General features: G+C 49.9%; 13 protein-coding genes and 4 tRNA genes. 12 read left to right on the plus strand and 5 right to left on the minus strand.

What is annotated here, in order from left to right; translation table 11 throughout:
* Positions 1 to 27: 27 nt before the first annotated feature.
* Entirely contained in the window at positions 28 to 1917 is a 1890-nt protein-coding gene (locus ABEA14_RS18690) for a transglycosylase SLT domain-containing protein (protein ID WP_345342260.1), read from the minus strand.
* A gap of 138 nt (positions 1918 to 2055) precedes the next feature.
* Here ABEA14_RS18690 and ABEA14_RS18695 point away from each other — a divergent pair, with 138 nt between their 5' ends.
* From ABEA14_RS18695 to ABEA14_RS18710, 4 genes are all read left to right on the plus strand, one after another.
* On the plus strand, positions 2056 to 2985 hold the full coding sequence (locus tag ABEA14_RS18695) for an AAA family ATPase (RefSeq protein ID WP_345342262.1): 930 nt from the start codon (positions 2056 to 2058) through the stop codon (positions 2983 to 2985).
* Between the two features lie 5 nt (positions 2986 to 2990).
* Positions 2991 to 3992, plus strand: a complete 1002-nt coding sequence (locus ABEA14_RS18700; protein WP_345342264.1) for a DUF58 domain-containing protein — start codon at positions 2991 to 2993, stop codon at positions 3990 to 3992.
* Positions 3985 to 5964 carry a transglutaminase TgpA family protein gene (locus tag ABEA14_RS18705; RefSeq protein WP_345342266.1) on the plus strand — a complete coding sequence of 660 codons (1980 nt, stop codon included), beginning with the start codon at positions 3985 to 3987 and terminating at the stop codon, positions 5962 to 5964. Before ABEA14_RS18700 ends, ABEA14_RS18705 begins: the two co-directional genes overlap by 8 nt.
* A gap of 140 nt (positions 5965 to 6104) precedes the next feature.
* Positions 6105 to 7262 (plus strand): fumarylacetoacetate hydrolase family protein, encoded by a 1158-nt coding sequence (locus tag ABEA14_RS18710; RefSeq protein ID WP_345342268.1) that lies wholly within the window; start codon positions 6105 to 6107, stop codon positions 7260 to 7262.
* Between the two features lie 2 nt (positions 7263 to 7264).
* On the opposite strand, the gene ABEA14_RS18715 is transcribed toward ABEA14_RS18710, so the two are convergent.
* Together ABEA14_RS18715 and gloB are read right to left on the minus strand one after the other, a co-directional pair.
* Positions 7265 to 8917 carry a LysM peptidoglycan-binding domain-containing protein gene (locus tag ABEA14_RS18715; protein WP_345342270.1) on the minus strand — a complete coding sequence of 551 codons (1653 nt, stop codon included), beginning with the start codon at positions 8915 to 8917 and terminating at the stop codon, positions 7265 to 7267.
* A gap of 68 nt (positions 8918 to 8985) precedes the next feature.
* Positions 8986 to 9753, minus strand: coding sequence for a hydroxyacylglutathione hydrolase (gene gloB, locus ABEA14_RS18720; protein WP_345342272.1), 768 nt, complete (start codon positions 9751 to 9753; stop codon positions 8986 to 8988).
* 69 nt (positions 9754 to 9822) lie between these two features.
* Between gloB and ABEA14_RS18725 the strand changes: the two genes are divergently transcribed.
* Positions 9823 to 10557: a class I SAM-dependent methyltransferase gene (locus ABEA14_RS18725; RefSeq protein ID WP_345342274.1), complete on the plus strand. Its 735-nt coding sequence runs from the start codon at positions 9823 to 9825 to the stop codon at positions 10555 to 10557.
* Between the two features lie 16 nt (positions 10558 to 10573).
* Here the strand turns inward: ABEA14_RS18725 and rnhA are convergent, their stop codons facing one another.
* Positions 10574 to 11044, minus strand: coding sequence for a ribonuclease HI (rnhA, locus tag ABEA14_RS18730; protein ID WP_345342276.1), 471 nt, complete (start codon positions 11042 to 11044; stop codon positions 10574 to 10576).
* A 79-nt stretch (positions 11045 to 11123) separates the two neighbouring features.
* Between rnhA and dnaQ the strand changes: the two genes are divergently transcribed.
* From dnaQ to ABEA14_RS18765, 7 genes are all read left to right on the plus strand, one after another.
* A complete protein-coding gene (gene dnaQ, locus ABEA14_RS18735) occupies positions 11124 to 11864 on the plus strand; it encodes a DNA polymerase III subunit epsilon (RefSeq protein ID WP_345342278.1) in 741 nt (246 codons plus the stop codon).
* Between the two features lie 87 nt (positions 11865 to 11951).
* Entirely contained in the window at positions 11952 to 13247 is a 1296-nt protein-coding gene (locus ABEA14_RS18740; protein ID WP_345342280.1) for a hypothetical protein, read from the plus strand.
* Positions 13248 to 13364: 117 nt separating this feature from the next.
* A tRNA-Asp gene (locus ABEA14_RS18745) sits at positions 13365 to 13441 on the plus strand.
* Between the two features lie 36 nt (positions 13442 to 13477).
* A tRNA-Asp gene (locus ABEA14_RS18750) sits at positions 13478 to 13554 on the plus strand.
* A gap of 97 nt (positions 13555 to 13651) precedes the next feature.
* Positions 13652 to 13728 (plus strand) — tRNA-Asp (locus ABEA14_RS18755).
* A gap of 62 nt (positions 13729 to 13790) precedes the next feature.
* Positions 13791 to 13867 (plus strand) — tRNA-Asp (locus tag ABEA14_RS18760).
* A gap of 82 nt (positions 13868 to 13949) precedes the next feature.
* Positions 13950 to 14495 (plus strand): GNAT family N-acetyltransferase, encoded by a 546-nt coding sequence (locus ABEA14_RS18765; RefSeq protein ID WP_345342282.1) that lies wholly within the window; start codon positions 13950 to 13952, stop codon positions 14493 to 14495.
* A 223-nt stretch (positions 14496 to 14718) separates the two neighbouring features.
* Here ABEA14_RS18765 and fadE read toward each other — a convergent pair whose 3' ends face one another.
* Positions 14719 to 17181, minus strand: a complete 2463-nt coding sequence (gene fadE, locus ABEA14_RS18770) for an acyl-CoA dehydrogenase FadE (protein WP_345342284.1) — start codon at positions 17179 to 17181, stop codon at positions 14719 to 14721.
* Between the last annotated feature and the right edge of the window lie 139 nt (positions 17182 to 17320).

Genomic DNA, 17320 nt, shown 5'->3' on the forward strand with positions numbered 1-17320 from the left:
GCCCCAAATGGGGCCTTTTTAATACGGTTAGTACAGCGTACTGAGTTCATTTTCATTAAGAAGAGGCACTGGCTTGCCCATCATGTGCTGGAACACAACGTTATAGGACAGCACAGCCTGCACATAACCGCGGGTTTCTTTGTAGGGAATGGTTTCGATCCATAACGCGGCACTAACACCGCTTTGAGGATCTCCTTTCCAGCGGTCTACTCGGTGTGGGCCTGCATTGTAAGCCGCCATGGCGTATATACGGTTGTTAGAGAAGCGGTCCAGCAGCTCTTTGTAGTAAGCACTTCCAAGCATGATATTGGTATCGATGTCGAACAGTGCTCGCTTACTTGGCTTGCTATGCCCCAACTTACGGGAAACCTGCTTTGCGGTGTTGGGCATTAGCTGCATCAGTCCTCTGGCACCCACTCTCGACTCCGCAAATGGATAAAATGCACTTTCTCGGCGGGCGATCGACATCAGCTCAGTTTTCTCTACTCCCCTTTGTTTCGCATAATGTTCGAATGTTGTCAGATAGGGCGTAGGAAACCTAAGATCCAAAGTATCCCAGGCTTTTGCTGTATTGGCTGCTGAGATTGCCAAATTGTGCCAACCGTTTTTCGATGCCAATAGCCCTAACTGCAACTGCTCACTTTGCTTCACGCCTTGCAATAAAAAACGCCATTCGCTTGAAGCTAGCTGACGTTCATCGTGATACATCAACTCTGTGACTCTGTTATAACCCTGCAAATTGGCAAGTTGAGCCTGGCCATGGCCTGCGGGAGTGACCTTTTCGTGATTCAGTTGATAAGCCTGACCTAGAATATCTGCGGCGAGAAAACCGTAGTAGGAGCGGTTGTTAGCCAATTGTTCGAGAATAGGTTTACCCGCTTGATTTAAACCTAGCTCCTGATAGCTGAGTGCCCGCCAGAATCGCCAGCTGTCTTTTTGTTGGTTGGATGGTGCCAGATATGTGATTAACTTTGAGACACTGTGCCAATCCTCCTCCTTCAGAGCCCAGCGTATGCGGGTTTCTGTTATGACATCGTCTTTCAGGAGGGGCAATTGTTTGTCTAACCAGGTTTTATTCTGTTCTGCTTTCTGAAAATTACTACGTTGTGCAATAAAACGTACAACACTCGCCTGCTGTTGCGGGGTAAAGCGATAGTTCAGCTGTGCCTTTTGCCAAATTGAGAGAGCTGCTTCAGCATCCTCTCTTGCCAGTGCTTTAAGACTATGGGTTAGCGTATCTGCGGCATATCTACTGTCAGGCGCTGGCATATCGGAAGCCAGTAACATGGGATCTCGATAGAGCCTTTTGAGGTGTTCAGCTGTCGGTTTGAGGCTATCACTGGTTTGTTTTGCCAGATAATTGAGCAGAGTTCTCTGGCGGGCATCAAATGCTTTCAACATCCGGGACCAGATCAGTTCATCAGTGAGTGGCTCAGCTTTTTTCCAAGCGCTAAATAAAGGGTCGCATACTTTAGGACGAGACTTACCATGAACCCAGAGGGACCTTGCACCTTGCCAGGCTTCTTCATTTCTGCCTGTGGCATTGAGCGCTCGGTAGTAATAGCACTGCAGTCTCACGTCATTAGGTGGTGTCGGGCTGACCGTGAGGTAATCCTGCCAACGTTTCTCGGCACCGGCCTTAAACAGAAACTTTCCCTTCATCCTAACTGATAGGGGGGTACCCTGACTCAGATTGATAAAAGCCATTATCTCGTCACCCGAACTATGGCTGAGTGAAGGCACATGCCGGTAATAATCAAGATAGATGGCTAAGGGATAGTGGTTTAGCTGTTTTCTTAACTTCTCGTAAGCTGGCCAATCTTTGTTTTCGATCGCTTTTAGCGCATCCGCGTACTGATTTCTTTGAGTGGCTAAATTGCCGCCATCCTCTGCAGTCGCTTGTTGGGTTATTAACAAAAAAGTAGCTGCAATGAAAAAAACAAAGGCCGATTTCATTTTGTAATTTGTAACCGCCTGTTTGCTGGCTCTTTCATTCGAAGCAATCAGGAGTAAACTTGAATGATCAAGCAGTAACTGGTGACAGGAAAACCTTCTATGCAGCATCAGGTCCAGCAGGTACTTAAAGCCATTGAGCAAGTGGTTCTGGGAAAATCTCATCAAATTCGTCTCGCCGCTTCATGTTTGTTCGCCGGGGGCCACCTTCTTATCGAAGATCTGCCGGGCATGGGAAAAACTACATTGAGCCACGCATTAGCCAACGTCCTTAGTTTAGGATATCGGCGGGTGCAATTCACAAGTGATATGTTGCCTGCAGACCTGATCGGGATCTCGATATTCAACAAAACAACACAGAGCTTTGACTTTCACAAGGGCCCTTTGTTCAGCCAATTACTGCTGGCGGATGAAATAAATCGTGCCAGCCCCAAGACGCAGAGCGCACTTCTCGAGTCAATGGCGGAACGCCAGATCAGCGTTGAAGGTAATACTTATAAGTTACCAAAGCCCTTTTTTGTGATTGCAACTCAAAATCCAGTCGACCAGTCGGGCACTTTTCCCTTGCCTGAATCTCAGTTGGATAGGTTTATGATGCGTATCTCTCTGGGGTTCCCCGATGCATCGGCAGAGAAGCGTATGCTGCTAGAGCAAGGCGAGCAAGCGCAGGTGCTTGAAGGGCTATCTGCCCTGATGACGGTGGATGACCTGCTGGAAATGCAACGGGCTGTGCAGCAGATCCATGTTTCGGATGCTTTGCTGGATTATTTACTGGCGTTGGTAAATGAAACAAGAAGTGACAGGCGCTATCCGAATCCGCTATCACCAAGAGCGACCAAAATGTTGCTGTCTGCAACCCGAGCCTGGGCATTTATTGATGGACGGGATTTTGCTACACCGCAGGATTTACAAGCTGTTCTCCCGTCAGTGGCGGAACACAGATTGCGTAGCAGTTTGGAGATATCCTCTTCAGGCGATGGCCAGTTGAGTGCCAGATTGCTAAGTCAGGTTGATCCTGATCAGGCCGCATAATTCTTATGCTGACTTCGATTCGCCGTCGTATGACTCCGATGTGGGAGCGTTGGCTGGCTCGCCGAATCCCACAACAAGAAATGGTGACGCTTGGGCAGGGGAACGTCTTTATTTTCCCCAGCCGCTTTGGCTTTGCCTTTCTGTTTACCATCCTTTCCGTTTACCTGCTGGGCACCAATTACTCTAACAATCTTGCACTGTTTCTGGCGTTCTTTCTCGTCAGCGTGTTTGTTGGCAGTATCTGGTTTAGTTATCGCAATCTGGCTGGATTGCAGATTAGCTGCGAATCTACTGAAAAGGGCTACCAGGGAGATGATGGGGTATTTCGCATCCGTTTTGTTGGCATACAACCACACATCATGATTCAGGCAAGATTTAAGCGAGGATCTCGCTCGTTCGCGAGTATAGAGCGGCCCGGAAAAATACGCTTAACGGTAAAAGCCAAACTGCTTGAACGGGGGCTCTTCTCTCCGGGCCGTTTAACGGTTGAAAGTGTTTACCCACTGGGTCTGTTTCGTACCTGGACCCACCTTGATACTGGCGCTAAAACGCTGGTGTACCCAAAACCCATGCCTTGCCAGCTACTACTTCAAGGACACACTATCGGTCAAGAGCAAGAGGGCGGAGATCAAAGCCGTGCAAGAGGCAATGAAGAGTTTGAATCGCTGAGAAGTTATCAACAGGGGGAGTCGCTCAGACAAGTTGCATGGAAGCAGTATGCCCAAGGGCGAGGAATGATGACCAAGCAATTCGATCAGCCAGAGCAGGAAGAGTGTTGGCTCGTTCTGCTTCGCACCCCCGGCAAGGGGTTGGAGGAGCGGCTTTCCCGACTCTGTTTCAGGGTGCTCGAGTTGAGCCAGCAGGGAACATATTTCGGGCTGGAGCTTGGCAGTGAACGGGTTTCTCCCGGCAGCGGCGAGAAGCACAAGTTGGCTTGTTTGAAAGCGCTTGCCCTATTTGGCAAGGAGAGCAGACTCGAGGGTGGAAAAGGAGACTCAGATGACTGAGATCCTGCAAAGTCGACGACTCTTCCTTTGCTTAGTCTCCGTGCACTGGGCCGTTATTCTGCCTATTTTTGAACAGATTCATCCTCTGTTTTTTGTCATCAGTTTTTTAGCCATCAGTTGGCGGGGGGGCACTCTCTGGTATCAGTGGAAATTGCCCAGCAAGCTTGTCGTTAACTGCCTGAGCTTGGGGGGAGCGCTGGCACTGGTATTGTTGGCAAGGCAGCTAGGGCTGCTTGCAACAATGATCAATCTATTGATGTTTGCCTATGCACTTAAGTTTATCGAACAACGAGCGCACAGGGATATCTACACGCTGATACTTATTGGCTTTTTCCTGATTGGAGTGAGCTTTATCTTCCAACAGGGAATTGGTATGGCTATTTACCTCCTGTTGGTCACCTTGATGACCTTTTATGCATTGTTTCTGTGTCACACCCCAGAAACTTATGTGCCTGACACCACCAAACCTATGGTGCACCAACTTTTGGCGGCTTTGCCGTTGGCGCTGGTTCTGTTTCTGGTTCTTCCCCGAATGGGGCCTCTTTGGAAGATGCCGGATGCACGAAAGTCGGTGACAGGCTTGAGTGAAGAGGTGAGTCCTGGAGATATTGCTGAGCTTGGACGTTCCAGCAAGCTGGCTTTTCGGGTTGACTTTAAAGGCCGCTTTGTTGCCAGGGATCAGCTTTACTGGCGGGCAATGACTCATGAAACCTTTGATGGTCGTAGTTGGCAACTGCACCCGAGTGTTAAGCGTTGGCGTGAGGCCGCACTGCGAGGTGAAGCTATTCCTCAATTGCCAAATGCCCAAGGTGAAAGCGTACGATATACGGTGATTGCGGAGCCCAGCTACCGCAATTGGCTGTTTGGCTTGGATAACCCTACAAGTCAGGACCGCAGTGTGCTCAACGCGCCAGGAAACACGTTGTATGCAAGGCGCATACTCAGTAAAACCAAAGCATACAACGTGGAAAGTGTGGTTACGGGAATACAGTCTAGCGAACTGAGCGATGAACAACGGCGTCGAAATCTATTATTACCGGATGGTATCAATCCGGATGCTCGCGCATTTGCGGAGCAATTGCGCAGTCAATTCAGTTCCATAGAAGATCTGAGTGAGGCTATTTTATCCCGCTTTCGGGAGCAGGAATATTTTTACACGCTGAAGCCACCTTTGCTTGGTCGACATAGCGTGGATGAATTCCTGTTTTCAACCCGTTCTGGCTTCTGTGAGCACTATGCCAGCGCATACACCTTTTTAATGAGAGCCGCAGGTGTACCTGCACGTGTCGTCACTGGTTACTTGGGTGGTGAATATAATCCCGGTGGCGATTACTTTGCCGTTTATCAATTTGATGCCCATGCCTGGAGCGAGATTTGGATGGAGGGTGAAGGATGGTTGCGAGTTGATCCTACTGCGGCTGTCGCCCCCGAACGAGTGCTCGGCTCGCTTGAAGATGCGCTGGCTGCACCAGATGAGTTTGTTAGTGGTGATCCTTTTAGCTTGGTGCGATATAGAAACATAGGTTGGTTGACTGAGATGCGCCACTTAATGGCTGTCATCGATTATAGATGGACCGTTTGGGTACTGAATTACAGCAATGAGCAGCAACTCTCTCTGTTCAGGTCGTTGTTTGGTCATTTGAGTCAGTTGAAACTGGTGGCGATCAGTCTTGGCGGATTTGTGTTTGGCGGGCTGATATTGTTTATCGTCAGTAAGATTAGCTGGCGCCCACGGTTTACCCCTATTGAAAAATTTCGGCTTCGAACTCTCACCAAGCTCGCAAAAAGAGGTGTATTTCCATTGCCGGGTGAGCCTTTGACTCAAACGCTGGAAAGGGCCGCTGCAGAGTTGCAATTATCACATTTTCAACAACTTGCTAAGCTCTATGAAAGTTACTGCTATGCTCATTTGGATGAGCGGAACAAATCCAAACATTGGCAGTCCATGAAAAAAGTGCTTCGAATGATCTGATTCCGTGACAGAGTGGGGGCAGCATGAGGAAAGGTTTAACGCTGTTATCAACGGGCCTATGCTTGCTGATGTTTGCTTCGGAAGCGTTTTCCGAACCACAACGCGTACTGCGATTTGTCAGTGATAACGGGGTACCCTGCATGGGTAGGGTTATACGTTCTACTGATGGCGCGCCAACCCTTATCGAAAACCTAGGCAAGGCAGATCCCAGTCTTTGCGGGGAAGTGTCAGATGCTGCTCAGCTTGCAAAGATAGGCAGGGCGTTTGAGATTGCACGTAAAAGATCTCCTAATAGCAGCGCGATTGAACATCTTACCCCTGATTCTCTGGCTAAACGCCTTCTAAGCCCGGTACAGATTTCAGCTGAGAGTTTGAAACAGCGACAGAGAATAATTGTCGGTGCAGGATTGAATTTTTCCGATCATAGATCCGAAACGGGGTTTTCTCTCAGTGCCTCAGAAAACGATTTACTACTGTTTGCTAAGCTCGTGTCCCCCACAGGGGCTTATCAATCTGTGCCGATGGGGTATCGACTGGGTAAAAGCGAGTATGTCGGTCTTCTCGACTATGAAGTCGAACTTGTCCTGGTGTTGTTGAAAGATATCGATTTAAAAGAGCTGCCCAACGAGTTTGTTTTCAACAATAACGTGGCTTACATGGTCGGTAATGATCTGTCAGACCGCGAACCCATCATCATGGATCCTGAACACGGTTATGTGCAGGGAAAGTCTCATCCAGGCTACTTGCCTCTTGGGCCTTGGATGATTCACGGCAATGATATGCATCCTACATGGCGCAAGGGCGGTACAGATACCCTTACCATGAGCTTATTGGTGCAGGATAAAGGGGACTACCTTATCAGGACCGAGCAGCAGGGGCTGAGTAGCCAGATGATATTCAATGGCTATCGTATCGCACAGGTATTGGCCGACAGGTACAGCAAAAACAAATTGACCTGTATGCGCGATAGATTTGGCTCCATGGCCCCCTTGTACAGCGAAAATGGTATTCTTCCCGCGGGCAGTTTGATCCTCACTGGGACCCCTGGTGGGACAGCGATTAAGTCACCCGATCTGGGTGACAAATTGGGTTTGTTTGTTGATGGCGGCTTTAGTCTGGACGGTGCGAGGCAATTGTTTCTAGAACGGCAAATGGCTGCGTCAGATGCTTTAGGGTACCTGCAGCCAGGAGATCTGGTTTATACCGAGATTAGTCAATTGGGGCGGCAACGGTGGCGTGTTGTCGAGGGCGCTGCCCAGCCACCGCTGGAGCGGTGGCCATCAGCAAGCTGCAAGTAGGTTTAAGAACTGATTTGAGTGACGTCTACATATAGGCGAAGCATCTGCCCCGGCTGGAGGTATTTGCTCTTATCAAGTTGGTTCCAGCGAACCAAATCACTCACTTTGACTTTAAACTTTGAGGCGATACGAGCCAATGAGTCTCCTGATCGTACTTTATAGGCGATCTTGCGAGTAGTAGCTGCATTCTTGCTGGTACCTGATGTACCTTTTTGCCAAATCACCAGCTTTTGATTCAGGCGGAGTGTATCGGTTGGTGCCATGCCATTCCATTTCGCCAGTTGTCGCACCGTTACTTTGTGACGTTTGGCGATGGTCCAAAGGCTGTCGCCATTTCTGACCTTGTAGTCAATTCGTTCGGAAGCTCTCGCTTTGCTTTGGGTTCGTGCCAAGCGCTGATCAGCACTGAAGCGGTATTCGGATAGCTCTGATGCCGCCACTGGTATTAGAAGATGGGAGCCTACCCGGATCATATTGCCGTTGAGTTTGTTCACCTCACGGATCATGCCTGCAGTGGTGTGATACTGCTTGGCGAGCTTGATTAAGCTGTCTCCAGATTTCACGCGGTGTCTGACCCAATTCAGTCTTTCTGTGCGTTCAAGCGCATTCAGTTTGGCACTAAAGCTTTCTGCCTTATCAACAGGAATCAATAGCTTGTGTGGGCCATCAGGGGAGGTTGCCCAACGATTAAAAGCTGGGTTCAATTTGTGAAGTTCATCGACGCTTAAACCGGCCAGATCGGCTGCGAGGGCAAGGTCTATCTGAGAGCCTGTATCAACTTCTACAACTTTGGCTTCGTTAGAAATCGGTGTCCAAACCATACCAAATTCTTGCTGACGCTTGAGCAGGTCTGCCAATGCCAGCAATTTGGGAACGTAGGCGCGGGTTTCTTTTGGTAGGCTTAATGACCAAAAATCTGTTGGCTTTCCTTGGCGCTTATTCTTGCGAATGGCGCTTCTAACACGGCCTTCTCCTGAGTTGTACGCAGCAAGTGCATGCAGCCAGTCGCCTTTAAAGTAACGGTTCAGGTATTCGAGGTAATCGAGTGCGGCATCGGTTGATGCTGCAATATCGCGTCTACCGTCATACCACCAATTTTGGTCCAAACCAAAGCGTTTACCCGTGCCCGGAATAAACTGCCAGATACCGCTGGCTCTACCATGAGAATATGCAAATGGGTCAAATGCGCTCTCTACAATCGGTAGCAAAGCCAGTTCCATTGGCAGATTGCGTTGTTCTATCTTCTCAACGATAAGAAACAGGTAGGGATCTGCACGTTTTGCAACACGGTCCATGTATCTCGGATGTTTGTTATACCAATTGCGTTGACTTTGAATTCGTTTGTTTTCTGGAACGGGAATGGTCAGCTGATCGCTGATACGCAGCCAAAGATCTGTGTATTCTGGCTCTGTTAGCTCGGGCTCTGCTTCGGCGATCAAAGAGGGTTGTTCTGGAGCAGCCTCAGATTGCAGCGCTTGCTGCTCGGCCAACTCCTCCGCTGCGTCAGCAACTTCAATGGCTTCTTGGGCAGTGGCTGGGGCCTCTACCGTCTCGATATTAGTAGTTTTCTCAGGGAGTGCCGTTTCGGTAGTGGATTGGCATCCTGTGGTGAGAAGCGCGACAAAAGAAAAACAAGCAGAATACAGCAGCTTCATTAGTGACCTCACAAACTTCAGTGGCGGCACATGTTAAGTAGGTGGACAGGGCTGATCAAGCAAGTTGATTAAAAATTGTCCTTCCAACCTCTCAATCCTGCAAAAACTTCAGTTGGTGCAGAGACTGACTTTTCAAGATAGCGGCTTACGCTTTGCACTACCGTGATCTGATCGACACGTAGGAAAGGGTTTATCGCATTTTCCGTTTCAATCGTGCTGGGCAGAGTGGGTTGACCATTTTCGCGCAGGCTTTCGCAGCTTTTGAAATGAGTCGCTAGTGCTTGGTTGTCCGGCTCGACGGTTTGCGCAAACCTAAGGTTTGCCAGTGTATATTCATGGGCTGGGTAAACTTTGGTATCGGCGGGCAGATTCGCCAGAGTTTGCAGTGAGTGATGCATTTGCTCCGCAGTTCCTTCAAAAAGGCGTCCGCATCCGCCACTAAACAGCGTATCACCGCAGAATAGATGGTCACCAATATGGTAAGCGATGTGACCTAAAGTGTGGCCGGGGACTGCATAGACGCGACACAAGGTTGAAATACCCGGCAGAGGGAAAGCGTCACCGTCATCGAGTTGAATGTCGCTGTAGTCGGTAGCTTCTTTGACTGGGCCAAAGACCTTAACATTCGAGTATGTTTGTTTCAGTTGGTTTATACCACCGACGTGGTCTGCGTGATGGTGCGTCAACAGGATGGCAACTAACTGCAAGCCACGCTCTTCAATTGTATTGATCACGGGACTCGCATCGCCGGGATCTACCACGATAGCCTTGTTGTCAGATTCAATAAGCCAGATATAGTTGTCGTTAAAGGCTGAAATGGGTGATATTTGAATCATATAACACCTTGTATTCGCTTATAATGAGCTGCACCTTATTATGCATAAAGGACATCAATAGTTCAGCGCATGTTTAACGGTTCTAAAGTGAGTTCGCCAATCAAACAAGTGTCATCATGGCATGCACTTCCTCACGGTCTCTGGTTAAAAGAGATTGTTGAAGCGCATTTAGCACCCTGGTGGCCGCGTATGTTTGGCTATCACTTGGTTCGGTTAGGTGGACTAAGCGCGCAACTTGATCACAAAACATGCCCTATCAAACATTGTATCAGTATTGGCTCTGAACACGGTGATTATGGGGTGACCGCTGAATTGGAAGCGTTGCCACTGGCCGAACATAGCGTCGATGCCTGCCTAATGGCGTTTACGCTTAACTTTTCCAATGATCCGCATCAGTTAATGCGTGAAGCCCATCGCGTGCTTATCGCCAACGGTCACCTGATAACCCTGACCTTTAATCCCTACAGTCTACTTGGTATTGCGCGCTTTTTACCGGGGAGCCGTGGCCGCGAGCCCTGGTCCAGTCAGTTGCTCAGCCCTCATAGATTGAAAGATTGGATGCGCTTGTTAGGCCATGAAGTGATATGGGAAGAGCCCCTGTTTTATGGATCTCTCAGCGGGATACGTCCCTCTTGGCCTTGGTGGGATAAGATGGCAGGCCGCCTGATCCCTCCGTTCGCCGGTGCACAGTTAATTATCAGCCGCAAAAGGGAAGTTCCTGTCACCCCCATCCGACCCATGAGGGCCTACTCTCGGCGCATTAAAACACCAGCGTTAGCCGGGCAGGTAAGACAAAGTCGCTAGGGACCCTACAGGTAGTTTAAGGCCGATAGCCGGTATCTTCGGTTTCTGGGTTAGCGGAAGCGGCTTCGCGAGCCAGTTGATCGACGATCTCGTTCTCTCTGTGCCCAGCATGTCCTTTGACCCAATGCCACTCAACCTGGTGGGATTGACAAAGTTGGTCCAGCTGCTGCCACAAATCACAGTTTTTGACAGCCTGCTTGTCTTTGGTTCGCCAGCCGTTGCGTTTCCAACCGTGGATCCACTGGGTGATCCCCTGTCGCACATACTGACTATCGGTGGTGACATCCACACGGCAGGTCTGCGTCAGTGCTTTAAGCCCTTCAATCGCTGCCAGCAGCTCCATTCTGTTGTTTGTGGTTACCCTGAAACCCGCAGAAAGACGTTTTTCAGACCCTTTGTATCTGAGTAGCGCGCCGTAACCTCCGGGACCAGGGTTGCCCAGACTGGAACCGTCGGTAAAAAGATGAACATGTTTGAGTGAAGACATCTAACTGATACCATTATTTGTGGTCACCCAGTATAACCTTTTCTGGGATGGCGCAGACAGTCAGCAATGGGAGTGATAGATGAGTACTTCGGTAACGCGACAGGTGGTATTAGATACTGAAACCACCGGTATGAACCAGGCGGGTGGTCCTGTTTACCTGGGGCATAGGATTATCGAGATCGGTTGTGTTGAGGTAATTAATCGCAAGCTGACTGGGCGTCACTACCATGCCTATATAAACCCCGATATGCCGGTAGATCCAGAAGCGATTGAAGTACACGGCATCACAGATGAGATGCTTGCTGACAAGCCAAGGTTTCACCAAGTCGCCGATGAGTTCGTTGAGTTTATAAGTGGTGCTGAACTGGTCATCCATAACGCGCCGTTTGACGTCGGCTTTATGGATCATGAGTTTTCCCGCCTAGGCAGCGCTAACTACCGTCCAACACAAGAGTTTTGTGGGGTACTCGATTCTTTGGTGTTGGCCAAGAAGATGTATCCGGGGCAAAAGAACAATCTTGATGCCTTGTGTAAGCGTCTTGGCATAGATAACTCACACCGTGAGCTGCACGGCGCTTTGCTTGATGCCGAGATCCTGGCGGATGTCTACCTCCGTATGACGGGCGGCCAGACCAGCCTGGCACTGAGCCATGCTAATGAGGGCGCTAGCGGTGACGGCAGTGAAATTCGTCGATTGTCAGCTGACCGTGCTCCGCTGAAAGTTGTGATGGCGACAGCAGAAGAGTTGAAAAAACATCAAGAAACTCTGGATCGTGTCGAAAAGAAAGCAGGTAGTTGTGTTTGGAGAGGTGAGGCGTAAAAGCCTGACCCGATTCGACAGATGAAGGAAACCACCTTGCTGCGCGGTTTAAGATTATTTGTTTTTTTGACACTCAGCGTGCTGACAATGCATGCCGTAGCGGAGTCTTTTAGCCCGCTACTTAACAACCGTTTTCGCCTGGATCATGGTATTGAAGAGATCACCTTTGTGATCTATCGACAGAAGGGCTCCGCCCCTGTGGTCCTAATCCAACCGGATGGCAGTAAGCTCTACGCTTCGCGGCACGATGAGGAGCGTGTTGCGTGGTACGACGATGATAATTTCGATTTGATTACGCTTAAGCAACCTATGGCCGGTCCATGGCAGGTTGTAGGCAGTGTTGACCCGCGCAATCGTATGATCACCATGTCAGATGTGCGTCTGGTATTGGATACTATTCCTGATGAGTTGTTTGTGGGCGAGCAACTGAAATTGACCGGTCGTGTTGAAAACCGAGGGCAGGTGATAGATCTCACTCCATTCGTGGCCAACTTGAAGATGGAAGTATGGGCACGGGCTGTCGGTTTAAGCAGCAGTTACGACCTTTCCTACAACGGATTGAAGCTGGCCGAATTTGAAGACAATGGTAAAGAGCTCGATGAGGTGCCCGGCGATGGTGTTTTGAGCGGTGCGCTCGATCTCAACATTACAGCAGACCAGTATGATGTCAGCATTCGAGTATATAACCCGACGTTTGAGCGCAGCCTGAGCCACTCTTTACGTTTGCTGCCCTCGCCAATCAGAGCCGAACTGGTTGAAGAGGAGGACAAACCCAGCGCGGTTCAGTTCGACTTCGATGGTAGCGCCATTGAACTGAAAGATATCAATATCATTGGTGAGATAAGCTCCTCTGATGGGCGCAGTACTGAGTTTACCCTGAGCTCACAAGAAACAGATCGCGCGCTATTCTCGCTATCTGACCTGACTATCTCAGGTGACTACACCATGAATGCACAGGTTTTTGGGCGAAACGTCGTTACCGGGCGGGATATGATCCTCAATACCAATTCGGTTCGGTTCAGCGTAGTGAACTACGGGCCGACACCGCAGGAACGTGTTGCCGACGTTGCAGGGTTAGAGGTTGAACCGACGCTATCTGATCCTGGTTTGAACCGGATACTCAACCAGGTTGATGATGAATTTAATCGTCAACTTCACGAGCTGGATGAGAAACTTAATAAACCCGCACCTCAGGTTAATTGGTGGTTGATCATCGGTCTGAATGCCGGGCTCATTCTGCTGGCTCTAGTTGGTATGATTGTATACAAATGGCTGGTTCTTAAGCGTACTCAAAAAGCTGCGCTGGAGGCGGAAAAACAGGCAGAACCGGAGAGTGAACAACTCGATGAAGAGCTAATTGACCTGTCATTGCCTGAAGATTAACCGAACGGTAAAAAAGGTGTTGACTCCCCTCAGGCCAATCCGTATTATCCTCGCCGCGCTTGAGGGGGCTGAGCTGTAAAAGCCTAGTGTTATCTTGTTGAGTTCCCTAGTGAAACTGGAGTGGTAGTTCAGTTGGTTAGAATACCGGCCTGTCACGCCGGGGGTCGCGGGTTCGAGTCCCGTCCACTCCGCCAACTCCCTCGCATCCTCAAGCAGCCAATTTCTTCGGTGGAGTGGTAGTTCAGTTGGTTAGAATACCGGCCTGTCACGCCGGGGGTCGCGGGTTCGAGTCCCGTCCACTCCGCCAACTTATTCAGCGATAAATTATTGTCGCGCCACATCGGCAAACGATGTGAACAGTTCGTTTGTACTGCAGTTGTTGCGCACAAACAATCGGGTTCTGCGGAGTGGTAGTTCAGTTGGTTAGAATACCGGCCTGTCACGCCGGGGGTCGCGGGTTCGAGTCCCGTCCACTCCGCCAATATCCCGAAACCGATTCAGCATGAGTACCAGTGTGTATTCATTGCAGCACCAGTTAAGTGCGGAGTGGTAGTTCAGTTGGTTAGAATACCGGCCTGTCACGCCGGGGGTCGCGGGTTCGAGTCCCGTCCACTCCGCCAACTATAAGATAGCCTCGCTTTTGCGGGGCTTTTTTATACCCTCTCCAATATCCTTAATCATTTCATATCACGTAACGCTCTTATGTTGCTGGTTTTGGCTTCCGTGCGTGTTAGCTTGGCTGACAGCATGTGGTTGGTCGATACTAGGTCTATGACAACAATAAGGTTATCTCCTGCTGAGCAAAGTCAGATAAGCCAATTGAGGCAATGGTTCACTTCTCTTGAAGAACTGCAGTTGTGGGGCGGTCCGGCCATGGGCTGGGCCAGAACTGAACAGGATTGGTATCGGATGATTAACTGGCCGCAATGCCCATCTTTTTTAATGCATGAAGGCCCAGAATTTATCGGTTTTGGTCAAGTGAGATATCTGGTCAACGATTCTGAGGCCGATTGCTGCCATTTGGCGAGGCTCATAATTTCACCAGGAAGCAGAGGGCGAGGTTTCGGAGAACAGCTGATTAAACGGCTGATGCAGCAGGGAGAGCGGCTTTGGCGCGCACAGGCGTATAGCCTCTATGTTTATCAGCATAATGAACCTGCAATCAAGCTGTACCGGAAATTGGGATTCCAGCCGGAAGGGTGTTACGAGGGCTTTGAGAAAGTATTGCGAATGGTTAAGAGAGGTTAGGCCGGAATAAAGTACCAATAGTCTTCGCTCTAACGCGCCCGAGTGCAAGCGACATACGACCACCATGGATGGTGGGAATGTCGAAAACGTAGGAGCAGTTTTCGACCGTACTTCCTGTACATCGTCGCTCCTGTGCATCCATGCACCCGCGACATACCGTACTTCCTGTACATAAAAAAAGCCCAGCCACAAAGGCTGGGCTTTTTGCCACCGGGGGAGGGTGTTAGGCGGCTTTGCCAGATGTTTGCTGACCTTGATCCAAGGTGGACTTATCAGCAACGAGCTCATCGTTGTCAAAGTCATTCACATTGATGGCGTACAAGCGACCCACTTCCGCCTGCTTTAATAGATCCGCTTCTGCTTGCTCTATCCAGCCAGCCTCTAATGCTTCGTCAGCCAGTCTATCGAGGAAGATAAACGGTACTTTCTTGCCTTTTTGTTTGGCAATAGTGTCGACGATAGGCTCAACTTTCAAAAGCAACTCCAGGGTTTCTTCTAAGCGACCAATGGGGTTGTTTTCGTGGGCAGTGAGGAACTGGCCATGACCCAGTCGGCTGCGAGCTTCCGACGGAACCTGCATCAACTCAGCCACTTTTCTGTCTAGTTTATCACTTGGCTTACGCAGTGGCGTACCCCAAGGCATCAACAGAACCTTGAGGCTCGCACCCAGCCAACGAACAGGGAAGTTATCCAGCAGGTCTTTCAACGACTCTTGCAGTTTGAACAGCGCATCTTCCACCGCCCATTGCAGTAATGGCAGGTCATCCTTTTGGCGTCCTTCATCGTTGAATCGCTTCAATGTCGCTGATGCCAGATAAAGTTGGCTTAGCAGGTCTCCCAAACGAGCTGAGATACGCTCTCTGCGTTTTAAGTCGCCACCCAGTGTCGCCATGCTCAGATCAGATAGCAATGCCAGTGTCGCACTGAAGCGGCTCATCTGTTTGTAGTAGCGGGCAGTTTGATCTCTGAACGGGGCTTTAACAAATTTTGCACCGCTGAGACCAAGCCAGGTTGCACGGAAGAAGTTGCTGATGGCAAAGCCGATATGGCCGAATACGGCACGATCAAAGCCACCGAGCGCTTCGCGGTCATCTTCGAGCATTGCCGACTGCATTTCTGCCAGCACGTAAGGGTGGCAGCGGATAGCTCCCTGACCATAGATCATCATAGAGCGGGTCAGAATGTTCGCACCTTCTACTGTGACTGCAATAGGGCTGCCTTGATAACCACGCGCCAGGTAGTTAGCGGGGCCCATACAAACGCCTTTACCACCATGAATGTCCATGGCATCGATAATCGCTTTTTGCGAACGGTCGGTCAGGTGATATTTACAGATGGCACCCAGTACGGAGGGTTTCTCTCCCAGATCGATAGCACCCGTGGTCATGGTTGTGACCGCGTCCATCAGGTATGCGTTACCACCGATGCGGGCCATCGGCTCTTGAATACCTTCCATTTTGCCGATTGGAAGCTTGAATTGGCGACGAATGCGCGAGTATGCGCCGGTTGCCATTGCTACTGACTTAGTGCCGCCGGCGCTGTTTGAAGGCAATGTGATTGCCCGACCCACAGATAGACACTCAACCAGCATACGCCAGCCTTGGCCGGCCATCTTAGGTCCACCGATAATGTAGTCGAGCGGAACAAACACATCCTTACCGCGTGTCGGGCCATTCTGGAATGGCACGTTCAGTGGAAAATGACGCCTGCCAGTTTCGACACCGGGTGTTGATGTTGGGATAAGCGCACAGGTGATCCCCAGCTCTTCCTGATCTCCGAGCAGGCCTTCCGGGTCACGGAGTTTAAATGCCAAGCCAAGTACGGTGGCGATAGGTGCCAGCGTGATATAGCGTTTGTTCCAGGTAAGGCGCATACCCAAAACTTCTTTGCCTTCCCACTCACCTTTACAGACGATGCCAAAGTCAGGAATAGCGCCAGCATCAGAGCCAGCTTCAGGGGAGGTCAGCGCGAAACAGGGCACTTCTTTTCCTGCAGCGAGTCGGGGGAGATAATGGTTTTTCTGCTCATCAGTACCGTAGTGCTGAAGAAGTTCGCCTGGGCCAAGTGAATTGGGTACACCAACTGTTGACGCCAACACAGCAGAGCTACCGACCAACTTTTGTAGTACACGACTTTGTGCGTATGCAGAGAACTCGAGGCCGCCATACTCTTTTTTGATGATCATGGCGAAGAACTTGTGTTCTTTCAGGTAATCCCAAATCTCGGGTGGCAGGTCTGCGCGTTCGTGGGTGATCTCCCAGTCGTTAGTCATCTTACAGACTTCTTCCACTGGGCCATCAAGGAATGCCTGCTCTTCGGCGCTTAACCTAGGGGCAGGGTAATGGTGTAGTTTACTCCAATCAGGTGCGCCTCTGAAAAGTTCACCTTCCCACCAAACGGTGCCTGCTTCAATCGCGTCTTTCTCGGTCGAAGACATTTCAGGCATGATTTTTCTGTACATGCCAAGCAGAGGTTTACTGATGTAGGTTTGTCTGATCGCACTGATATTGAGGGGAGCAGCAATCACTGCAAATACCAGCCATGACCATTGGCCAGCATCGCCTGTTATTGTGGCTCCGATCAGAACAGCAGCAATAGCGCCGGTGAAGGTAGCCAGTGAAGCGCGGTGGTAGGCCAAAATCCCGAAAATAATGATGCCAGCCGCTAGCCAGATGAGAACATTCATAGTGTCTCCTTTATATGTTTTTTGTTGCCCTGTTCTTTATACAGGTCAGACCTCTTATCAGTTCATTATGGATTCAGATCAATGTTTTCTTCAAGTTCTGATGTTCATGGTTTGGAAAAAAACTGGTTAAATACTCATA

It is taken from the genome of Corallincola platygyrae, assembly GCF_039544265.1.
Taxonomy (GTDB): domain Bacteria; phylum Pseudomonadota; class Gammaproteobacteria; order Enterobacterales; family Neiellaceae; genus Corallincola; species Corallincola platygyrae.